The organism is Staphylococcus sp. FSL W8-1270 (assembly GCF_038007165.1).
Classification (GTDB): Bacteria; Bacillota; Bacilli; order Staphylococcales; family Staphylococcaceae; genus Staphylococcus; species Staphylococcus hominis.
Genome location: NZ_JBBOWQ010000001.1, coordinates 1,565,071 through 1,587,162, shown reverse-complemented (window position 1 = coordinate 1,587,162; position 22,092 = coordinate 1,565,071). Strand labels below are relative to the sequence as shown.

26 protein-coding genes and 1 tRNA gene are annotated in these 22,092 nt (G+C 31.1%); 26 read left to right on the top strand and 1 reads right to left on the bottom strand.

The genetic code is table 11. The features are described 5' to 3' along the window. The first annotated feature begins 30 nt into the window (after positions 1 to 30). From racE to NSU06_RS07920, 4 genes are all read left to right on the top strand, one after another. The gene (gene racE, locus NSU06_RS07935; RefSeq protein WP_054105445.1) at positions 31 to 828 is read left to right on the top strand and encodes a glutamate racemase; all 798 of its coding nucleotides are present in this window, start codon (positions 31 to 33) and stop codon (positions 826 to 828) included. Positions 829 to 858: 30 nt separating this feature from the next. Continuing rightward, positions 859 to 1,440 carry an XTP/dITP diphosphatase gene (locus NSU06_RS07930; protein WP_048681704.1) on the top strand — a complete coding sequence of 194 codons (582 nt, stop codon included), beginning with the start codon at positions 859 to 861 and terminating at the stop codon, positions 1,438 to 1,440. Continuing rightward, a complete protein-coding gene (locus tag NSU06_RS07925; protein ID WP_017175710.1) occupies positions 1,440 to 1,952 on the top strand; it encodes a YfcE family phosphodiesterase in 513 nt (170 codons plus the stop codon). The genes NSU06_RS07930 and NSU06_RS07925 overlap by 1 nt, the downstream gene beginning before the upstream one ends. A gap of 223 nt (positions 1,953 to 2,175) precedes the next feature. After that, positions 2,176 to 2,249: transfer RNA gene (locus NSU06_RS07920), tRNA-Arg, on the top strand. 82 nt (positions 2,250 to 2,331) lie between these two features. On the opposite strand, the gene NSU06_RS07915 is transcribed toward NSU06_RS07920, so the two are convergent. Further along, the gene (locus NSU06_RS07915) at positions 2,332 to 3,087 is read right to left on the bottom strand and encodes a hypothetical protein (protein WP_017174530.1); all 756 of its coding nucleotides are present in this window, start codon (positions 3,085 to 3,087) and stop codon (positions 2,332 to 2,334) included. 432 nt (positions 3,088 to 3,519) lie between these two features. Between NSU06_RS07915 and NSU06_RS07910 the strand changes: the two genes are divergently transcribed. From NSU06_RS07910 to NSU06_RS07805, 22 genes are all read left to right on the top strand, one after another. Next, on the top strand, positions 3,520 to 3,654 hold the full coding sequence (locus tag NSU06_RS07910; protein WP_017174531.1) for a beta-class phenol-soluble modulin: 135 nt from the start codon (positions 3,520 to 3,522) through the stop codon (positions 3,652 to 3,654). Between the two features lie 40 nt (positions 3,655 to 3,694). Further along, positions 3,695 to 3,829, top strand: a complete 135-nt coding sequence (locus NSU06_RS07905) for a beta-class phenol-soluble modulin (RefSeq protein WP_017174532.1) — start codon at positions 3,695 to 3,697, stop codon at positions 3,827 to 3,829. 42 nt (positions 3,830 to 3,871) lie between these two features. After that, complete coding sequence (locus tag NSU06_RS07900) at positions 3,872 to 4,006, top strand: beta-class phenol-soluble modulin (RefSeq protein ID WP_017174533.1); 135 nt, start codon at positions 3,872 to 3,874, stop codon at positions 4,004 to 4,006. Positions 4,007 to 4,040: 34 nt separating this feature from the next. Then, a complete protein-coding gene (locus tag NSU06_RS07895) occupies positions 4,041 to 4,175 on the top strand; it encodes a beta-class phenol-soluble modulin (protein ID WP_017174534.1) in 135 nt (44 codons plus the stop codon). A 42-nt stretch (positions 4,176 to 4,217) separates the two neighbouring features. Next, positions 4,218 to 4,352, top strand: coding sequence for a beta-class phenol-soluble modulin (locus NSU06_RS07890; RefSeq protein WP_002488710.1), 135 nt, complete (start codon positions 4,218 to 4,220; stop codon positions 4,350 to 4,352). Between the two features lie 125 nt (positions 4,353 to 4,477). Next, a complete protein-coding gene (locus tag NSU06_RS07885; protein ID WP_002448764.1) occupies positions 4,478 to 5,167 on the top strand; it encodes a YjjG family noncanonical pyrimidine nucleotidase in 690 nt (229 codons plus the stop codon). Between the two features lie 380 nt (positions 5,168 to 5,547). Further along, positions 5,548 to 7,161, top strand: coding sequence for a bacillithiol biosynthesis cysteine-adding enzyme BshC (bshC, locus tag NSU06_RS07880; protein WP_150885417.1), 1,614 nt, complete (start codon positions 5,548 to 5,550; stop codon positions 7,159 to 7,161). Positions 7,162 to 7,303: 142 nt separating this feature from the next. After that, the gene (gene mraZ / locus NSU06_RS07875) at positions 7,304 to 7,735 is read left to right on the top strand and encodes a division/cell wall cluster transcriptional repressor MraZ (protein WP_017174536.1); all 432 of its coding nucleotides are present in this window, start codon (positions 7,304 to 7,306) and stop codon (positions 7,733 to 7,735) included. Between the two features lie 14 nt (positions 7,736 to 7,749). Continuing rightward, entirely contained in the window at positions 7,750 to 8,685 is a 936-nt protein-coding gene (gene rsmH, locus NSU06_RS07870) for a 16S rRNA (cytosine(1402)-N(4))-methyltransferase RsmH (protein WP_017174537.1), read from the top strand. Between the two features lie 13 nt (positions 8,686 to 8,698). After that, positions 8,699 to 9,100 carry a cell division protein FtsL gene (ftsL, locus tag NSU06_RS07865; RefSeq protein WP_070859730.1) on the top strand — a complete coding sequence of 134 codons (402 nt, stop codon included), beginning with the start codon at positions 8,699 to 8,701 and terminating at the stop codon, positions 9,098 to 9,100. Beyond that, complete coding sequence (locus NSU06_RS07860) at positions 9,081 to 11,327, top strand: penicillin-binding protein (RefSeq protein WP_048762358.1); 2,247 nt, start codon at positions 9,081 to 9,083, stop codon at positions 11,325 to 11,327. Before ftsL ends, NSU06_RS07860 begins: the two co-directional genes overlap by 20 nt. Positions 11,328 to 11,501: 174 nt before the next feature. Next, complete coding sequence (gene mraY, locus NSU06_RS07855; protein WP_017174540.1) at positions 11,502 to 12,467, top strand: phospho-N-acetylmuramoyl-pentapeptide-transferase; 966 nt, start codon at positions 11,502 to 11,504, stop codon at positions 12,465 to 12,467. Between the two features lies 1 nt (position 12,468). Continuing rightward, positions 12,469 to 13,815: a UDP-N-acetylmuramoyl-L-alanine--D-glutamate ligase gene (gene murD, locus NSU06_RS07850; RefSeq protein WP_150885415.1), complete on the top strand. Its 1,347-nt coding sequence runs from the start codon at positions 12,469 to 12,471 to the stop codon at positions 13,813 to 13,815. Positions 13,816 to 13,833: 18 nt separating this feature from the next. Next, on the top strand, positions 13,834 to 14,979 hold the full coding sequence (locus tag NSU06_RS07845) for a cell division protein FtsQ/DivIB (protein ID WP_019835559.1): 1,146 nt from the start codon (positions 13,834 to 13,836) through the stop codon (positions 14,977 to 14,979). A gap of 103 nt (positions 14,980 to 15,082) precedes the next feature. Next, positions 15,083 to 16,516: a cell division protein FtsA gene (ftsA, locus tag NSU06_RS07840; RefSeq protein ID WP_017174543.1), complete on the top strand. Its 1,434-nt coding sequence runs from the start codon at positions 15,083 to 15,085 to the stop codon at positions 16,514 to 16,516. A gap of 29 nt (positions 16,517 to 16,545) precedes the next feature. Further along, the gene (gene ftsZ, locus NSU06_RS07835; RefSeq protein ID WP_017174544.1) at positions 16,546 to 17,724 is read left to right on the top strand and encodes a cell division protein FtsZ; all 1,179 of its coding nucleotides are present in this window, start codon (positions 16,546 to 16,548) and stop codon (positions 17,722 to 17,724) included. Between the two features lie 190 nt (positions 17,725 to 17,914). Further along, positions 17,915 to 18,709, top strand: a complete 795-nt coding sequence (gene pgeF, locus NSU06_RS07830) for a peptidoglycan editing factor PgeF (protein WP_017174545.1) — start codon at positions 17,915 to 17,917, stop codon at positions 18,707 to 18,709. A gap of 62 nt (positions 18,710 to 18,771) precedes the next feature. Continuing rightward, positions 18,772 to 19,446 carry a YggS family pyridoxal phosphate-dependent enzyme gene (locus NSU06_RS07825; RefSeq protein WP_017174546.1) on the top strand — a complete coding sequence of 225 codons (675 nt, stop codon included), beginning with the start codon at positions 18,772 to 18,774 and terminating at the stop codon, positions 19,444 to 19,446. Between the two features lie 5 nt (positions 19,447 to 19,451). Next, the gene (locus NSU06_RS07820; protein ID WP_017174547.1) at positions 19,452 to 20,042 is read left to right on the top strand and encodes a cell division protein SepF; all 591 of its coding nucleotides are present in this window, start codon (positions 19,452 to 19,454) and stop codon (positions 20,040 to 20,042) included. Positions 20,043 to 20,064: 22 nt separating this feature from the next. Further along, a complete protein-coding gene (locus tag NSU06_RS07815; RefSeq protein ID WP_002455457.1) occupies positions 20,065 to 20,361 on the top strand; it encodes a YggT family protein in 297 nt (98 codons plus the stop codon). A gap of 75 nt (positions 20,362 to 20,436) precedes the next feature. After that, positions 20,437 to 21,210, top strand: a complete 774-nt coding sequence (locus tag NSU06_RS07810; RefSeq protein WP_049382510.1) for a YlmH family RNA-binding protein — start codon at positions 20,437 to 20,439, stop codon at positions 21,208 to 21,210. A 63-nt stretch (positions 21,211 to 21,273) separates the two neighbouring features. Continuing rightward, complete coding sequence (locus NSU06_RS07805; RefSeq protein WP_049382509.1) at positions 21,274 to 21,954, top strand: DivIVA domain-containing protein; 681 nt, start codon at positions 21,274 to 21,276, stop codon at positions 21,952 to 21,954. Positions 21,955 to 22,092 lie beyond the last annotated feature (138 nt).

The window sequence follows — 22,092 nt, the reverse complement described above, 5'->3', positions numbered from 1 at the left end:
ACGTATTATGTATTATAAGGATGAATGTAAATGAATAAACCCATTGGTGTCATAGACTCAGGAGTTGGAGGACTAACTGTAGCTAAAGAAATTATGCGACAACTTCCTAATGAGACAATATATTATTTAGGCGATATCGCAAGGTGTCCATACGGTCCAAGACCTGGAGAAGAAGTAAAAACTTTTACGACGCAACTTGCTAATAAACTGATGGAATTTGATATAAAAATGTTAGTCATTGCTTGTAATACTGCAACTGCAGTGGCGTTAGGACATTTACAGCAGTTATTACCAATTCCAGTTATTGGAGTCATTGAACCTGGTGCTAGAACCGCTATTATGACTACAAAAAATCAAAAAGTTTTAATTTTAGGTACTGAGGGCACGATTAAATCAGAAGCTTACCGCCATCATATTAAAAGAATAAACCCAAATGTCGAAGTATATGGGGTAGCATGTCCAGGTTTCGTACCACTCGTTGAACAAATGCGTTATGATGACCCTACAATAACTAGTATTGTAATACATCAGACTTTAAAACATTGGCGTAACACAGATGCCGATACTGTTATTTTAGGCTGTACGCATTATCCATTATTATATAAACCTATTAATGATTATTTTGGTGGGAATAAAAAAGTTATTTCTTCTGGGCTTGAAACTGCACGTGAAGTAAGTGCATTACTTACGTTTAGTAATGAACATGCAAGCTATACGCAACATCCAAAACATCGATTTTTTGCAACAGGTGATACGGTTCATATTAAACATATCATTTCTCAATGGCTGAAATTAGATGTAGAAGTTGAACGTATAAAAGTAGATTAAATTTAAAACAGAAGTGAAAGGAAGATTTAAGTGGCAGACATTGTTATAGCTTCTAACAACAAAGGTAAAATAAATGATTTTAAAGCTATTTTTCCAAATGATAATGTTATTGGCATTTCAGAAATTATAAAGAACTTTGATGTTGAAGAAACAGGCACTACCTTTGAAGAAAATGCACGATTAAAATCTGAAGCGGCAGCTAAAGCACTCAATAAAAGAGTGATTGCCGATGATAGTGGTCTAGAAGTATATGCTCTAAATGGTGAGCCTGGTGTATATTCTGCACGTTATGCTGGTCTTGAGAAAAATGATGAGTCAAATATTGATAAAGTACTTAAAAAGTTAGAAGGTGAGACAAATAGAAAGGCACAATTTGTATGTGTCATTAGCATGAGTACGCCAAATGAACCAACACATATGTTCAAAGGAACTGTATCAGGAGAAATTACAACAGAACGTAAAGGTGATCATGGATTCGGATATGATCCTATTTTTTATCTTCCAGAGAAGAACAAAACAATGGCTGAATTAACTACAGAAGAAAAAAGCGATGTGAGTCATCGTGGAAATGCAATTAAAGCTTTAAATGAATTTTTGGAGCGTGAAAAATAATGTCTAAATGGTTAATTGTAAGTGATAATCACACTGAATCTGGAATTCTGTATCAATTATACGACTATCATAAAGACGCAGATATATGCTTACATTTAGGAGATTCTGAATTTAAATATAATGATACTGAATTAAGCTTGTATCAACGTGTAAAAGGTAATTGTGACTTTTATCCTGAATTTCCAAATGAAGACATCATTGAAAAGAACAGTGTTAAAGCATTATACACCCACGGTCATCTTTATGGTGTAAATCAAACACGTATGCGTTTGGCTGAAAAAGCACAATCTCTTGGTTGTCAATTTGCGTTTTATGGGCATACACATATAGCTAAATATGAAAAATTAGGCGACGTCCATATTATAAATCCTGGTAGTATTTCACAGTCGCGTAGTAATATAGAAGAAACATACGCAGAACTACTTATAGAGGATGAAAGTAAAAAAGCTACGCTGAATTTTAGAAATAGAGATCATCAAGTCATACAATCAATAGAATTTGAAATTAATTAACTATTAAAAGGGCTAGGACTACAATGCAAGATAGTCTAGTCCTAGCTAATTTCAAATTTGATACCAAACATTTAGCTATTTAGTTTAACTAAATAGCAACGAAGAAAGTATGTGATTAGTTGCAATTATACGTAATTAGTGGAAAATATAAACTTTTTTTATATTAAAGCTATTGCTAAATAAGATTTCTTTAGATATAATAATACTTGTGTTAAAAAATAATGTCCTGGTAGCTCAGCTGGATAGAGCAATGGCCTTCTAAGCCATCGGTCGGGGGTTCGAATCCCTCCCAGGACGCTAATAAACCCCGTTAACCATTGTGGTTACGGGGTTTTTGCTTATCTGTTTTAAACTCACTATGATGACTTGCTTCAAGAATTTAATTATTATATTTATCCCATTTTCCAGCTGCTATGTCAGCTTCTTGTTCTTTAATGTTTTGATAGACTTCTTCAGCGTCATCACCTTCGTAGTAACCTTGCTCAATTGCATGTTTTGTTTGAAGTTCTCCAGATGAAAGACCGCCATTATATTTTTTTCTGAGTGCATCATAATACTCATCTTCAGTTTCTGCTGCATTGATTTCAGCATTAGGATCCGGAGTTGCATTTTCATCATCTACTGAAACATCTGACTCATTTGGTCGGTCATAAATTGATTTTTCTTGACCATTTTCAACTCTAAGTGAACTTTGATACGCTACACTAGCAGGACCTTCCATTACATTTCCTTGTGGAATAATTCCATTTGCAACTGCACTATTGTAAGCTTGTATCTTTTGTTCTTCACTATAATTTCCATAAATAATTGATTCTAATGTACTTCTATCTTTAATATTAGAGAAATCAATTTGATTATTATTTTGAGATGAAACATCTTCTATGGTATCTTTTGAATCTCTTTCTTCGTTTGACTTCTGTTCATTACTTGTATTTTCAGTATTTTGATTTTGGATAGTTTTGTCATTATGTTCTATAGAATTCTTATCTGATTTTGAAATATGCTTATCTTCTTTCTCTTTTTTATTGTTGGTATCATTCTGTTCTTTTTTATTATCACCAGTTAAAGAAAAATCATTATCACATGCACTTAATATTAAAAAACTACTAAATAATAAAATGAAATATTTTTTCATATGTATTCTCCGTTCGTTCACTCAATTAGTAATTATTAATAACACAGTCCTTTTATTCACATTTTACGTAGGAATTACTTTTAATATCACCACCTTATAACCATTTAATTAAATTTACTAGAATAAATATAATGAAAATATACACTTTTGGATTATATCATATAATTATGTATTAAATATTTTTAATTATTTTATTTTTATAATCTAAAAAACTTTGACGAGATAGACATATTTGAATTCCTAACTGTAAATATAAATTTTTAAATTGCACAGTTTTGATGATTTAAGTATAAGTTACGGAAAATGACACAACTATCTAAATAAACCCTTTATAGTAAAGATAACAAAACGATAGTTAAACAAAACAAAGCAAGCAATACAGTAACCTATCGTTTTAGAATTTTACCAATTAATTTCTAAGGAGTGTATGAAATGGAAGGTTTATTTAACGCAATTAAAGATACAGTAACTGCAGGTATTAATGGTGATTGGACAAAATTAGGTACAAGTATTGTTGGTATCGTAGAAAACGGTGTAGGTTTAGTTAGTAAATATTTAGGTTTCTAATTTAAAGATAATTATAAATAGTACAAAGGAGATAACAAACATGGAAAAATTATTCGACGCAATCAAAAATACAGTAGACGCAGGAATTAACCACGACTGGACAAAATTAGGTACAAGTATTGTTGACATCGTATCAAATGGTGTAAGCATTCTAGGTAAATACTTAGGATTCTAACGTAATAATATTTAAAAATAAAAAAAGAATGGAGAAATTCAAATGACTAAATTAGTAGAAGCAATTAAAAATACAGTAGACGCAGCACAAAGCCAAGATTGGACAAAATTAGGTACAAGTATTGTTGACATCGTATCAAGTGGTGTAGGTATCTTAAGTAAAGTATTCGGATTTTAATTAATTATTAATTACGTATAAAGGGGTTATTAACATGGAAAAATTATTCGATGCAATCAAAAATACAGTAGACGCAGGAATTAACCAAGACTGGACAAAATTAGGTACAAGCATTGTTGATATCGTATCAAATGGTGTAAGCATTCTAGGTAAATACTTAGGATTCTAATGTAATAACATTTAAAAATAAAAAAAGAATGGAGAAATTCAAATGACTAAATTAGCAGAAGCAATTGCAAATACTGTAACAGCAGCACAAAATCAAGATTGGACAAAATTAGGTACAAGTATTGTTGACATTGTATCAAGTGGTGCAAGTGTATTAGGTAAAGTATTTGGTTTCTAATACTTAATAGCAAGTATTCAACACTTAAGGATTAATCCTTAAGTGTTTTTATTTTTTGGCATTATTTAATGAATCATGACAAATCTGCTAAAATAATATACATATTATAATTTAGGAGTATAAAAATGAAATACGATACTATTTTACTTGATTTTGATGATACAATTGTGGACTTTTTTGATGCAGAAGATCGAGCATTTCATCAAATGGCACATCATTTCGGTCATTATCCAACTGAAGAAGATTTTCAATATTTTAAGAAAGTAAATCAAAATCATTGGGAAGCATTTCAAAAAAATGAACTATCTAAAGAAGAAGTATTAACACATCGTTTTATTAATTATTTTAAAGAGTATGGCATAGACGTAGATGGTAAAAAAGCCGATGTTTTATTTAGAGACGAACTAGCTAAAGCACCATTAAAATTCTTCAACTCTACTTTAGAAACAATTGATCGATTAAGCCAAGAATGTGAATTGTTTATTGTGACTAATGGTGTTACAGATACTCAAAAACGTCGTATTGCTCAATTAGAGTTTAAAGATATCTTATCTGGAGTATATATATCAGAAGAAACAGGATATCAAAAACCTATGAGTGAATTTTTTGATTATATCTTTGAGAGAATTGGTGAAGAAAAAAGAAAGACTTCAATAATAGTAGGAGATTCTCTTACATCAGATATACTAGGTGGAAAAAATGCTGGTATTACAACATGTTGGTTTAATTATCGTAATAAAGAAAATAACAGTGATATTGTACCGGATTATGAAATACAATCTTTGTATGAATTGGTTAATTTAGTGGAAGAATGATTAATAACAGACCTGAGCTAAATGGCTCAGGCTTATTTATGCAAATAGCGTTTATAGCTTAATGATTTGGAAACCATACTAGTATATTGAACCCTTATGCAAATCTTTATTATTAATTTCTTTTTCTTTAAATTCCTCAAATAATTCAACAGTTTTTTTAATTTATTTAAAGATGTTGAACTTTGCTCATGTTTTCATTATCATTTAAATTCTTTATATATATTGTATCGTCATTAATATACGATTTTCATTTAATAACATATTAATTACTTATAATCTGATAAAATGGATTTGAATTTCAATATTTAAGCCGTAAAATTGTCATCTAAGGATATAATCTTTATACTGAATAAGTAATGTTATATTGAAGGAGTAAGGGAATGAACTGTAAAGTAACTAATTTTCAAGAAAAAGATTCATTTATTACTAAGTTAGAAAACAGTGATGAAACATTATTGAAATTTTATCAATATAATCCAGTCAAACCATCTAGTTTTAATCAAAGAATGAATCGTCCTAATAATGGTAGAGAGCAACAACTTGCTCAAGTGATTAAATCATATATGTCAGATTTGAATATAACAGAAATTCAACAGACTCATCTTACTGCACTCAGTGAAGGAGCTAAAGTGGTAATTGGGGGCCAGCAAGCTGGTCTTTTTGGTGGACCTTTATATACGTTTCATAAAATTCTTTCAATTGTTAATTTAAGTCGTGAGTTAACTGAAACATACCAACAAACAGTTGTACCTGTTTTTTGGATTGCTGGTGAAGATCATGACTTTGAAGAAGTAAATCATACGTATGCTTATAATGCAAAAGACACTCAATTACATAAAGTAAAATATCATACAATGACATCGCCTGAAACAAGCGTCTCTCGCTATATTCCAGAAAAGGAACAGATGATTGAAGCACTTAATCAATTTTTTAAAGAATTAAAAGAAACGAAACATACTAACGCACTTTATCAAGTATGTTTAGAGATTATAGAAAAGTACAATAATTGGACTGATATTTTTAAAGGGTTACTTCAAGAAGTATTTAAAGATTACGGTGTACTATTTATTGATGCTCAATATGAAAAAATTCGTGAATTGGAGAAGCCATTATTAAAAAATATTATTCAAAAACATAATGAAATTAACCAGGCGTTTAGAAAAACACAAAAATTAACTACGCAATCAGGTTTAAACAAAATGATTGAAACAGATACCAATGTCCATTTGTTCCTTCATGAAGATAGTATGCGTCAACTAATTATTAAAAAAGATGATGTATTCAAATTGAGTAAATCAGATATTACATATAATAAAGATGAATTGTTAAAATTAGTTGAAAAAGAACCAACTCGTTTTTCTAATAATGTTGTAACTAGACCAGTAATGGAAGAATGGCTATTTAATACGGTAGCTTTTATTGGAGGACCAAGTGAAATTAAATACTGGGCTGAATTGAATGAAGTATTTAAAATTTTAGATGTTGAAATGCCTATTGTTTTACCAAGAATGAAAATCACTTATTTACCAATTAGAATAGAAAAGCTAATTAATCAGTATAAGTTAAATGCTGAAAATGTTATTATGAACGGTATAGAAACGGATAGAGAAAACTTCGTTCGTAGCAAAGCCTCAGATACATTTATTAAAAAAGTAGAGTCTTTAAAAGAGAATCATGCCAAAATATACGAATTACTTCTTAAAGAAGTGAATGATAATCATGACAATATCAATTTAGTAAAGAAAAATTATGACATTCATAATAAACAATTTGAATATTTATTAAACCGATATTTACTTAACATTGAAAGAGATAACGATATAAGTATGAAACATTTTAGAGAGATTGAACATGTATTGCATCCAATGGGTGGTCTACAAGAAAGAATTTGGAATCCACTTCAAATGATGAATGAATTTGGGATAGATGCGTTCAGTCCCTCCACTTATCCTCCACTTAAATATACATTTAACCAAATAGTTATAAAACCTTAATTTGTAAGGGAGAGACCCATATTATTTAAATAGATAATATGGGTCTTTTTATGTCAAATTAAAGAATTTTAAGATATTTTACATAATTAGTGGAGGATAGTGGTGAGATGTGGTAAATTATTAATAAGGTGAGGTGGTAATAATGTTCATGGGAGAATACGAGCATCAATTAGATGCTAAAGGACGTATGATAATTCCATCTAAGTTTAGATATGACTTAAATGAACGTTTTATTATCACACGAGGCCTTGATAAATGTTTGTTTGGCTACACGCTTGAAGAATGGCAACAGATTGAAGAGAAAATGAAAACCTTACCTATGACAAAAAAAGACGCACGTAAGTTTATGCGTATGTTCTTCTCTGGAGCTATCGAAGTAGAGCTAGATAAGCAAGGGCGTATTAACATTCCTCAAAATTTGAGGAAATACGCAAATTTAACAAAAGAATGTACGGTAATAGGTGTCTCAAATCGTATAGAGATTTGGGATAGAGGAACTTGGAATGAATTTTATGAAGAATCAGAAGAAAGTTTTGAAGATATTGCCGAAGATTTGATAGATTTTGATTTTTAATGGAGGAATTTATAGTGTTTCATCATGTAAGCGTTATGCTAAAAGAAACAATAGATGAATTAGACATCAAAGAGGATGGCATATATGTAGATTGTACGCTTGGTGGAGCCGGTCATGCACTCTATTTATTAAATCAATTAAACGATGACGGTAGGTTGATTGCAATCGATCAAGATACTACTGCCTTAGAAAATGCTAAAGAAGTACTAAAAGATCACTTACACAAGGTCACGTTTGTACATAATAACTTTAGAGAATTAACTGATATTTTGAAAAATTTAGGAATTGAAAAAGTAGATGGTATTTACTATGACTTAGGTGTTTCAAGTCCACAACTTGATATACCTGAAAGAGGATTTAGTTATCATCATGATGCAAAGTTAGATATGCGTATGGATCAAACGCAAGAATTAACTGCATATGATGTTGTTAATGATTGGTCTTATGAAGCATTGGTTAAAATCTTTTATCGTTATGGAGAAGAAAAGTTTTCTAAACAAATAGCGAGAAGAATAGAAGCACACCGTGAACAACAACCTATTGAAACAACATTAGAGCTTGTAGATATTATTAAAGAAGGTATTCCAGCTAAAGCTCGAAGAAAAGGTGGTCATCCTGCTAAACGCATTTTTCAAGCGATAAGAATAGCAGTGAACGATGAACTATCTGCGTTCGAAGATTCAATTGAACAAGCCATTGAGCATGTTAAAGTAAAAGGTAGGATTTCAGTCATTACTTTCCATTCTCTGGAAGATAGACTATGCAAGCAAATTTTCCAAGAATACGAAAAAGGACCTGACGTGCCTAGAGGGTTACCAATTATTCCTGAAGCTTATACACCTAAGTTAAAACGAGTAAATCGTAAACCAATTACTGCTACAGATGAGGATTTAGACGAAAATAATAGAGCACGTAGTGCAAAATTACGTGTTGCTGAAATATTAAAATAAGGAGTAATTGAGGATGGCTGTAGAAAAAATTTACGAACCATATGAACACATTCAGCACACTAGCATACCGAAAGAACAACCAAAAACACAATCTGAGACGAAAACAGTAACTAAAAAGGTTATTGTTCAACTTACGCGATTTGAGAAATTTTTATACATAACGCTTGTCACAGCAATTGCTGTTCTAGCAATCTATATGCTATCTTTAAAAATGGATGCATACGATACAAATGATAAAATTGCCGAGTTAGATCAAAAGATTGAACAACAATCTAATGAAAACAATGCAATTCAATCTGAAATTAAGAAAAATTCTTCTTATGAGCGCATTTACGATCAGGCTAAAAAACAAGGTATGAGCCTAAAGAACGATAATGTAAAGGTAGTGCGTACTAATGGCGAAGCGAAAAATTAAAATTAGAAAAAATAAATTAGGAGCAGTCCTCCTTGTTGGATTATTCGGACTGCTCTTTTTTGTATTGGTTTTAAGATATTCATATATCATGATAACTGGACATTCAGATGGACAAAATTTAGTGATGCGCGCTAATGAAAAATATCTCGTAAAAACGCAAGAACAGCCTGAAAGAGGGAAAATTTACGATAGAAACGGTAAAATTTTAGCCGAAGATGTTCAACGATATAAATTAGTAGCTATTATTGATAAAAATGCTGGAGAAGTTGGTGATACACCAAGGTATGTTAAAGATAAAAAGAAAACAGCAAAACAATTATCAAAAATTATTGATATGAAACCTGATGAAATTGAAAAACGTCTTAATCAAAAGAAAGCCTTTCAAGTTGAATTTGGACAGAAAGGGACAAATTTAACATATCAAGATAAAGTTAAACTCGATAAAATGGACTTACCAGGCATCACCTTATATCCAGAAACTGAACGATTCTATCCTAACGGTAATTTTGCTTCTCATTTAATTGGTATGGCTCAAAAAAATCCTGATACCGGGGAATTAAATGGTGCATTAGGTGTAGAAAAGATTTTTAATAGTTATCTAAATGGACAGAAAGGTTCGCTATCTTATATACATGACATTTGGGGTTATATTGCACCAAACAGTAAAAATGAAAAAGCGCCAAAACGTGGTGATGACGTTCATTTAACCATTGATTCAAATATACAAGTATTTGTCGAAGAGGCCCTTGATGATATGGTGAAACGATATGAACCAAAAGATTTATTTGCAGTGGTTATGGATGCGAAAACAGGAGAAATTCTTGCATATAGTCAACGTCCAACGTTCAACCCCGAAACGGGTAAAGACTTTGGAAAAAAATGGGCGAATGATTTATATCAAAATGCCTATGAGCCTGGGTCAACATTTAAATCATATGGATTAGCAGCTGCCATTCAAGAAGGTAAATTTAATCCTAAAGAAAAATATGAATCTGGTCATCGTGATATTATGGGTTCAAGAATTTCTGACTGGAATAAAACCGGTTGGGGAGAAATTCCAATGTCATTAGGTTTCACTTACTCATCTAATACATTGATGATGCATCTTCAAGATTTAGTTGGTGCTGACAAAATGAAATCTTGGTACGAGCGCTTTGGTTTTGGTAAATCAACAAATGGCATGTTTGACGGAGAATTAAAAGGAAATATTGCTTGGTCAAATGAATTACAACAAAAAACATCAGCATTCGGTCAATCGACTACAGTGACACCTGTACAAATGATACAAGCACAATCAGCTTTCTTTAATAAAGGAAATATGTTAAAACCTTGGTTTGTTCAAAGTATAGACAATCCAATTTCAAAGAAAACATTCTATAAAGGTGAAAAGAAAATAGCTGGAAAACCTATTACTTCAGAAACTGCGGATAAAGTTGAAACAGAATTAGATAAAGTAGTAAATAGTGATAAAAGTCATGCTTCCAATTATCGTATTGATGGTTATGATATTGAAGGGAAAACAGGTACTGCTCAGGTCGTTAATGAAAATGGTAGTGGATACGTTAAAGGAGCAAATCCCTACTTTGTAAGCTTTATGGGAGATGCGCCAAAAAAACATCCAAGAGTTATTGTTTATGCCGGTATGAGTCTTGCTCAGAAAAATGACCAAGAAGCATATGAATTAGGGGTAAGTAAAGCTTTTAAACCTATCATGGAAAATACACTTAAGTATTTAAATGTAGGCTCTAAAAAAGATGAGACTCAATCAGCACAGTATAGTAAAGTGCCAAATGTTGTAGGGCAACCAAGTCAAAAGGCACAAGATAGTCTTAAAGGAAAAGATTTACAACCTGTCATTATTGGTAATGGTAATACAATAAAAGCTCAATCTACTAGAGCTAATACAAAATTATTACCGAATAGTAAAGTGTTAGCAGTGACAGACGGCGATATTACTATGCCCAATATGAAAGGTTGGACAACAGACGATGTCCTAGCCTTCCAAGAATTAACTGGAATCAATGTTACGACTAAAGGCAGTGGATACGTAACAAAACAATCTGTAGCGAGTGGGTCAACACTCAAAAGTAATAATAAAATTGAAATAGAATTATCTACTGATGATCCTAATGATAGTACATCCTTAACTGATTCGAGTGGCTCTGATTCAAATAACACTTCAGATAATTCAACTGATACAACGTCTAATGATAAAAACGATTCATAAGAACAAATGACGTCGTTTTAAATGATAATAAATAAGGTGTCATATATTATGTATACCTTATTTATAATCTCATTTTCTTACATAATATATATAAAATTAGTTTGAAAATTGATAAGATTATAAAGGAAATAAAGTGAAAAACGAATAAATTTAAAATACATAAAGGAGATTACCATGCTTTTTATATTTGCGATTATCGCATTACTTATCACATTTATTTTAGTTCCTGTACTTATACCGACACTTAAAAGAATGAAATTTGGGCAAAGTATCCGCGAAGAAGGCCCTCAAAGTCATATGAAAAAAACGGGTACACCAACCATGGGTGGTTTAACATTTTTAATTAGTATTATTATTACATCTATTATTGCTATATTTTTCACAGATCATTCCAATCCCATTATTCTATTACTCTTTGTCACAATAGGATTTGGACTCATTGGCTTTATTGATGATTACATTATTGTAGTTAAAAAAAATAACCAAGGACTTACAAGTAAGCAGAAATTTTTAGCTCAAATTGCAATAGCAATTATATTTTTCATTCTAAGCGATGTTTTTCATTTAATAGAATTTTCAACAAGTATAAATATTCCATTTACTAATTTTGGAATTCCATTGTCGTTTGCGTACGTTATTTTTATTGTTTTTTGGCAAGTTGGGTTTTCAAACGCAGTTAATTTAACTGATGGATTGGATGGATTAGCAACTGGCTTATCAATTATTGGATTCACTATGTATGCAATTATGAGTTTCATGTTAAATGCCCCTGCAATTGGTACTTTTTGTATTATTATGATTTTTGCATTACTCGGTTTCTTACCGTATAACTTAAATCCAGCCAAAGTATTTATGGGAGATACAGGAAGCTTAGCATTAGGAGGTATTTTTGCTACAATTTCAATCATGTTAAACCAAGAATTTTCATTACTTTTTGTAGGTTTAGTATTTGTTATCGAAACATTATCAGTAATGTTGCAAGTATCATCTTATAAATTAACTAAAAAAAGAATCTTTAAAATGACACCAATTCATCATCATTTTGAACTTAGCGGATGGAGTGAATGGAAAGTTGTTTCAGTATTTTGGCTTGTGGGCTTAATTTCAGGATTAATTGGATTATGGATAGGAGTGCATTAGAATGCTAAATTATACAGGATTAGAGAATAAAGATGTTCTTGTAGTTGGATTAGCAAAAAGTGGTTATGAAGCTGCTAAGTTATTAGTTAAATTAGGTGCAAATGTAACTGTAAATGATGGGAAAGATTTATCTAAAGATCCCCATGCAAAAGACTTAGAAACATTAGGTGTGAAAATTGTTGATGGTGGTCATCCATTATCATTACTTGATAGCAACCCGATTATTGTTAAAAACCCAGGTATACCTTATACAGTTTCAATTATTGATGAAGCATATCAACGAGGCCTTAAAATTTTAACTGAAGTAGAATTAAGTTATTTAATTTCTGAAGCTCCAATTATCGCTGTGACTGGTACAAATGGTAAAACAACAACAACTTCTCTCATTGGAGATATGTTTAAAAAAAGTAGATTAACTGGAAGACTTTCAGGAAATATTGGGTATGTTGCTTCTAAAGTAGCTCAAGAAACGTCACCTGATGAATATCTAATCACTGAATTATCTTCATTCCAATTACTTGGCATTGAACATTACAAACCTCACATTGCCATCATTACAAATATCTATTCTGCTCATTTAGATTATCATGAGTCATTAGAAAATTATCAAAATGCGAAGCGACGTATTTACAAAAATCAAACAGAAGATGATTATTTGATTTGTAATTATCATCAACGTCATTTAATTGAAACTGAAAATTTAAAAGCTAAAACATTATATTTTTCTACTCAACAAGAAGTAGATGGCATCTATATTAAAGATAATTATATCGTTTATAATGATGTTAACCTTATTAATATTGATGATTTAGTTTTACCAGGAGAACATAACTTAGAAAATATTTTAGCTGCTGTTTTAGCTGCGATACTTGCAGGCGTACCAATTAAGGCTATCGTAGATAGTTTAACAACATTCTCAGGTATTGAACATCGATTACAATATATTGGAACGAATCGAACAAATAAATACTATAATGACTCTAAAGCAACCAATACATTAGCAACACAGTTTGCTTTAAATTCATTTAAACAACCTATTATCTGGTTATGTGGTGGTTTAGATCGAGGTAATGGATTTGATGAATTAATTCCTTACATGAAACATGTTAGAGTAATGGTAGTTTTCGGTGAAACTCAAGATAAATTCGCTAAATTAGGTAATAATCAAGGTAAAGAAGTAATCAAGGCAGTTGATATAGAAGATGCAGTAAAAAAAGTTCAAGATGTCATTGAACCTAATGATGTTGTTTTACTTTCACCAGCATGTGCAAGTTGGGATCAATATAAAACATTTGAAGAACGCGGCGAAAGATTTATTGAAAGTTTCCGTGCATACCTACCATCTTAATTAAAGGATGTGAAGTAATTGGATGATACAAGGGGCAATAGAAATAAAAAGATTCGTTCTATCAAGCGTTCATTTGATAAAGACAAAACTGAATTAGAAAATGATAAAAATAAAAAAATTAAAGATGATGTTAAATCAAAAGATAGACTCCAAAAAGAAAAGAATCTTTCAAATGATAGAAGGTCAAATAAATCTTTAAATTCTTCGAAAAATAAAGGTGAAAATTTAAAGAAAGAAGTAAAAACAAGGTTAAGAGAAAAGCGCAATAAATTTCAAAATGATAAATATAGTCACTTAACGGTAGCTGAAAAACGAGAACAACAAAAGATAGATAAAAGAAAGCGACAAAAACGTATCCAATATATTATTGTTACTACTTTAATACTTTTAATTATATTATTTCTACTATATATGTTTACACCATTAAGTAGAATTTCTCATGTTAATATTAGTGGTAATCATAATGTAAGTGATAGCCAAGTTGAAAAAGAATTAAATATCAAAAAAGGATCACGCATTTATACTTTTAGTAAAAGCAAAGCTATCAATAATTTAAAGAAAAATTCATTAATCAAAGATGTTCAGATTAATAAACAGTTGCCTAATACTTTAAATGTTAAAATTATTGAAAATAATTTAGTAGGTATTGTAAAAGATAAAAATAAATATGTGCCAATAATTGAAGGAAATAAAAAATTAGACAATTATAATGGTGATATTGCGAATAGTGCACCTGTATTAGAAGATTTTAAAGGTGACAATTTAAATCGTATCACGAAAGCATTATCTAAAATGTCTAATGAAACGAGAGATATGATTTCAGAAATAAAATATGCACCTTTGCAGAATCAACAAAATCGAGTCCTTTTATATATGAAAGATGGCATGCAAGTAGTAGGAGACATCAATACTCTAGCTAACAAAATCGAGTATTATCCTCAAATGTCTCAATCTCTTGCAAAAGATAGTTCAGGTCAATTAAAAACACAAGGATATATTGATTTATCTGTAGGAGCATCATTTATTCCATATAATGAAAATAGCAGTATTAATTCTAAGTCCGATCAAAATGTTCGTCAAAAAACACAGCAAGAAACAGAAGCAAAAAATGAATTACAAAGTGCATTAAATAAAATAAGCGAACAATCGGATACAAATAATTAAAAAATTTCGATAATAATATGTGTTTATAGTTCACAAGCTAAACGACGTATTGTAAACTAAATATAGTGTATTTTAATAGTATTTTGTCAGGAGGTGCCTATCTATGGAGGAACATTACTATGTAAGCATAGATATTGGTTCATCAAGTGTTAAAACAATAGTAGGCGAAAAATTTCACAATGGTATTAATGTGATAGGTACAGGGCAAACCTACACTAGCGGTATTAAGAATGGATTGATTGATGATTTTGATATTGCGAAACAAGCAATTAAAGATACAATTAAAAAAGCTTCTATCGCATCAGGTGTGGATATAAAAGAAGTTTTCTTAAAATTACCTATCATTGGTACTGAAGTGTATGATGAAGAAAACGAAATTGATTTTTACGAAGATACAGAAATTAGTGGATCACATATTGAAACAGTATTGGAAGGTATACGTCAAAAAAATGATGTACCTGATACAGAAGTTATTGATGTGTTTCCGATTAGATTCATTGTAGATGGAGATAACGAGGTTTCGGATCCTAAAGAACTCATTGCAAGACACTCGTTAAAAGTAGAAGCAGGTGTTATTGCAATTCACAAGTCAATTCTAATTAATATGATTAAATGTGTAGAATCTTGTGGAGTAGATGTATTGGACGTCTATTCAGATGCTTATAACTATGGCTCTATTTTATCTGCAACTGAAAAAGAATTAGGTGCATGTGTAATTGATATTGGTGAAGATCTCACTCAAATCGCCTTTTATGAACGCGGTGAACTTGTAGATGCCGATTCAATTGAATTAGCTGGACGTGATATTACAGATGATATCGCAGAAGAATTAAACACTACATATGAAACAGCTGAAAAAATTAAACATCAATATGGACATGCTTATACACAATCAGCGTCTGATCAAGACGTTTTCAGTGTTGATCAGGTAGATAGTGACGAATTAGTAGAGTATACTCAAAAAGATTTAAGTGCAGTTATTGAAAGAACAGTGCAAGATATCTTTGATGAAGTATTTGATGTGTTGGTAGATTTAGGATTAACTAAAGTAAATGGTGGATTCATTGTTACAGGTGGTTCTTCAAACTTATTGGGCGTTAAAGAATTACTAAGTACAATGGTTAATGAAAAAATAAGAATCCATACACCTTCTCAAATGGGAATTAGAAAACCTGAATTTACTTCAGCGATTTCTACAATATCTAGTAGTATCACATTTGATGAATTATTAGATTATGTTACAATAAATTATCAAGATAATGATGAATTTGAAGAAGAAGTCATTGAAAATGACGAACACAATCATACTTCAAAATCAGGTGGCTTTGACTGGTTTAAACGTAAATCTAATAAAAACGAAGACACTGACGAAAATCATCAGCCGGAAGTACGTGAAAAAGCGGAGAAACATGATGATTATGAAACGTATGATGAAAACAACCATCAAGATGGAACACATCATTATGATGATGAACATGAAAAATCTGATAAAGAAGAAAGCAAATTTAAAAAGCTTATGAAATCTCTATTTGAATAATTGGCCATTAAGACTAGGAGGAAAAATAAATGTTAGAATTTGAACAAGGATTTAATCATTTGGCGACATTAAAAGTCATCGGTGTAGGTGGCGGCGGTAACAACGCTGTTAACCGCATGATTGATCATGGAATGAACAATGTTGAATTTATTGCAATTAACACTGATGGGCAAGCTTTAAACTTATCTAAAGCAGAATCTAAGATACAAATCGGTGAAAAATTAACACGTGGTTTAGGTGCAGGTGCAAATCCAGAAATTGGAAAAAAAGCTGCTGAAGAATCACGCGAACAAATTGAAGATGCTATTCAAGGCGCTGATATGGTATTTGTTACTGCTGGTATGGGTGGCGGTACTGGTACAGGTGCTGCACCAGTAGTTGCTAAAATTGCTAAAGAAATGGGAGCATTAACAGTAGGTGTTGTAACTCGTCCATTTGGCTTCGAAGGACGTAAACGTTCTACACAAGCAGCAGCAGGTGTTGAAGCAATGAAAGCGGCAGTTGATACATTAATTGTTATTCCTAACGATCGTTTATTAGATATTGTTGATAAATCAACTCCTATGATGGAAGCATTTAAAGAAGCAGATAATGTTTTACGTCAAGGTGTTCAAGGTATCTCTGATTTAATCGCTGTATCAGGTGAAGTGAACTTAGACTTTGCTGACGTTAAGACAATTATGTCTAACCAAGGTTCTGCATTAATGGGTATTGGTGTATCTTCAGGCGAAAATAGAGCAGTGGAAGCTGCTAAAAAAGCTATTTCATCTCCATTACTTGAAACATCAATTGTTGGTGCTCAAGGTGTGTTAATGAACATTACAGGTGGAGAATCTTTATCTTTATTCGAAGCCCAAGAAGCAGCTGATATTGTACAAGATGCAGCAGATGAAGATGTAAATATGATTTTTGGTACTGTAATTAATCCAGAATTGCAAGATGAAATTGTTGTAACAGTAATCGCAACTGGATTTGAAGATAAACCAACATCTCAAGGACGTAAAGCGTCAAGTACTGGTTTTGGTTCAAGTGCAACTTCTAGTACATCAACTCAAAGTGCACCAAAAGAAGACTCATTCACACATAGTACATCTAATTCACGTCCTTCTGATGGTCTAAGCGAAAGAAGTCATACTACTAAAGATGATGATATTCCTAGCTTTATTCGTAATAGAGAAGAAAGACGTTCTAGAAGAACTAGACGCTAATATTAAAGTATAAATATAAAGAAAGGAGCAGTGATTTCTGAGGAGAATGCTGCTCTTTTTGTTTTGTTTAATTTAAAAAGAAATATGTTATATAATACATTTATCTACATCTTTTAATCGAAATGCTGATAAAATATAAAACAATAGTCTAGGTATGACTATTCTTAAAAGTGAAGGTGGTTTTCACAACGTGGAAAAATTTATAAAACAGCCACATTATTTGAGTTATACATCACAATATGATCAGTTAACACTTGGTTTTACTACACGCGAAGATGGAAAGAGTCCATATCCAAGAGATGCATTTAATATGGCACGTTATATTGATGATGAACCTAGTTATGTGACGCATCATCAAGAGATATTAGCTAATGCTATCAACTTTCCTACACAACAATGGGTTTTTCCTATTCAAACACACGAAAATAATATCGCTCACATTACTAAAGCACATTGTGGCGCTAATATTAAGACATTAGGTAATGAATTATATGGAATTGATGGTATGTATACTTATGATTCAGATATATTATTAACGATGTGTTATGCTGATTGTGTACCTGTATATTTTTATAGTGAAAAACATCATTTTATCGCTCTAGCTCATGCGGGGTGGAGAGGAACATATGGTCAAATAGTAGTAGAAATGCTTAAATATGTAGAATTTGACTATCAAGATTTAAATGTAGTCATAGGTCCAGCGACTTCTTCAACCTATGAAATAAATGATGATATTAAAAAGAAATTTGAAACATTGCCTATTAATTCTGACAAATATATTGAAACACGAGATACTGATCGACATGGTATTGATTTAAAATTAGCCAACGCTTTATTATTAATAAATAGTGGCGTACCAGCTGAAAATATTAACATTACAAAATATACTACGTCAGAAGACTTATCGCTTTTTTTCTCTTATCGTGTTGAAAAAGGTAAAACTGGCAGGATGCTAGCATTTATAGGTCAAAAAGGAGAAGTGTAGTGTAATGCAGTTATATCACTATAATCCTTTATGTCATTACAAAGTTAAGAGGTTGATATATAATGAAAGTGACAGAAAATTTAGAAAAAATACAAACGGAAATTAATCATCATCTTGAAAAAAGTGTGATTAAGACCGCTCCAAACGTGATTGCAGTAACAAAATATGTTACAATAGACCGAGCAAAAGAAGCGTATGATGCTGGTTTAAGACACTTTGGAGAAAATAGAGTAGAAGGTTTTCTAGAAAAAAAACAAGCCTTACCTAAAGATGTTACAATGCATTTTATCGGTTCACTACAGTCTAGAAAAGTAAAAGATGTGATTAATGACATCGATTATTTACATGCACTAGATCGTTTGAATTTAGCAAAAGAAATTAATAAAAGAGCAACTCACACTATTTCATGCTTTATCCAAGTGAATGTTTCTGGTGAAGAAACTAAACATGGTATTGCGCTTAGTGAAGTTAATGATTTTATTGAACAAATTAAAGCATTCGACAATATTAAAATTGTTGGATTAATGACAATGGCGCCTTATACCGATGATAAGGACTACATACATCAGTTATTTAAACAATTGAGATTAAAACGAGATGAAATTAAAAACCTTAAATTAAATTATGCACCATGTGAATATTTATCTATGGGAATGAGTAATGATTATACTATTGCTGTAGAAGAAGGTGCTACATTTATAAGAATAGGGACTAAACTTGTTGGAGAAGAGGAGTGAGCCCCGTGGCTATCAAGGATTTATTTAATAATTTTTTCCTAATGGAAGATGAAGAAGAAGTCGAAAGCCCTGCTGAAAGACAACAGCGTGTAACACAAAATGAAGAAAATCAAAATCGTAATATGCAACAGCAACCTATTGAAAGAACACAGAATAATCAAAATCACTTAAAAACTGTACCTCAAAAGAAAGTATCAAAAAATTACAATACTGAAGAAAGGAATTATCGTATGGGACATACATCAAATAAGTCTAATTCAAAAAATGTTGTTACTATGAATCAATCAGCTGGTACAGGTTATAGTAATTACGAAAATTCAAAAATGTGCTTATTTGAACCTCGTGTATTTTCAGATACTCAAGACATTGCAGATGAACTTAAAAATCGTCGTGCGACATTAGTTAACTTACAACGTATTGATAAAGTATCAGCGAAACGTATTATTGACTTCTTAAGTGGAACAGTTTATGCCATTGGCGGAGATATACAACGTGTAGGTGCTGATATCTTCCTTTGTACACCTGATAATGTTGAGGTGGCAGGTAGTATTACCGATCACCTTGAACAGATGAATACACAACAACATTACGAATAATTTAAGGAGTAGAATATAATATATGGATGTTGGTATATTAGCTAGTATATTTAACTTTATATTATTACTAGTTCAAATTTATTATTGGGGAATGATTATTTATTTCTTTACTTCATGGGTTCCAACAATTAGAGAATCTAAATTTGGATCATTTTTAAGTAAGATATATGAACCTTTCTTAGAGCCATTTAGAAAGATTATTCCACCCATTGGTATGATTGATATTTCATCAATTGTAGCATTATTTGTACTTGTATTATTTCAATATGGATTGAAAAGTATTTTTGATATGATATTAAATTATTTAATACTAAAATAATTTTATAATAAGTTAGTAGAGCCTGTGATATGCATAATGTCTCAGGCTCTTTAACACTTAAAAGAGGAGGCGTTAATCATCGATATTTATCAGCACTTTAGAAATGAAGAACAACCACTTATTGATCAATTATTAGATAAATTTGAACAAGTTAATCAACAATATGCACCTGTATTGACTTCATTTTTAGATCCTAGAGGACAATATATATTAGAAGTCATCGTCGGTAGTTTTGAAGATATGAAAGTGAGCTATTTCGGTGGTCAATCGGCAGAAAGAAAGAGAGCAATTATTGCGCCTAGTTATTTTGAACCTACTGAAGGTGATTTTGAAGAAGTATTAATCCAAATTAATTATCCCGAGAAATTTGTGTCTATTCAACATCAACATGTACTTGGAACTTTAATGTCTTTAGGTATAGAAAGAGAACAAGTAGGAGATATACTTGTTGGTGATACGATTCAGTTTGTTTTGACAAAGCAATTGGAATCATATATTATGATGGAATTAACAAAGATTAAAGGTGCTACAGTCAAACTTGATTCTATTCCATTTAAAGATATGATACAATCAAAAGAGAATTGGAATATTCATCATAGTACAGTCAGTGCTTTAAGATTAGATGTCGTTTTAAAAGAAATGATTCGAAAATCTAGATCAATCGCTAAACAATTAATTGAAAAAAAACGGGTAAAAGTGAATCATACTTTAATCGATTCTCCCGATTTTCAACTTCAAAACAATGATTTGCTCTCTATTCAAGGATTTGGACGTGCTCGAATTGTTGATATAGGTGGCAAAACTAAAAAAGAAAAAGTTCATATAACGTATCAAACACTATTTAAGTAAATGATATTGATTGATAATTAATAAAAACACCTTTATGATGGTTTGTTTTAAGGAGGATAACAGATGGCTTTTACACCTAATGAAATAAGAAATAAGGAATTTACAAGAGTGAAAAATGGTTTGGAGCCTGCTGAAGTTAGCGACTTTTTAACTCAATTAAGTAATGAGATTGAAAGACTTAAAGAAGAAAAAAAACAACTTGAAAAAGTGCTTGAAGAGAGAGATACTAATATTAAATCGTATCAAGATGTTCATCAATCAGTAAGTGATGCGCTTATTCAAGCTCAACAAGCTGGAGAACAAACAAAAATTGCTGCCACAAAAGAATCAGAAGCAATTATCTCTAAAGCAAAAGCGCAAGCTGATGTGATTGTAAATGATGCTATTGAAAAAGCACGTCATTTATCTTTCCAAACTGAAGATATGAAACGTCAATCTAAAATATTTAGATCAAGATTTCGTATGCTTGTAGAAGCACAGCTGGATTTATTGAAAAATGATGATTGGGATTACTTATTAAATTATGATTTTGATGCAGAACAAGTGACACAAGAAAATATACAGCATTTAAATCCACAAGATGTAAATCCAAATGCGAATAATGAAACTCCAACGAGTGAAACAACTGAGACAGTATCAAATGAGGAAAATCAGTCAATCAATTCTAATGAAACAACTAATACAAGTAAGTCTACATCTGAAAATAAGGATGTTTCAAGTAGCGAATCATCATCAAATAAATAGTTAATAAAATGTCAGACACGTAAAAAATAATAAACTTTTCACAGCGAGTTAGGAGACGGTGCAAGCCTAATATAAGTCTATTTTTTATATCACTGACATATTAAAATTTTATAATATTAAGAAGAGAACTCTAAGTTG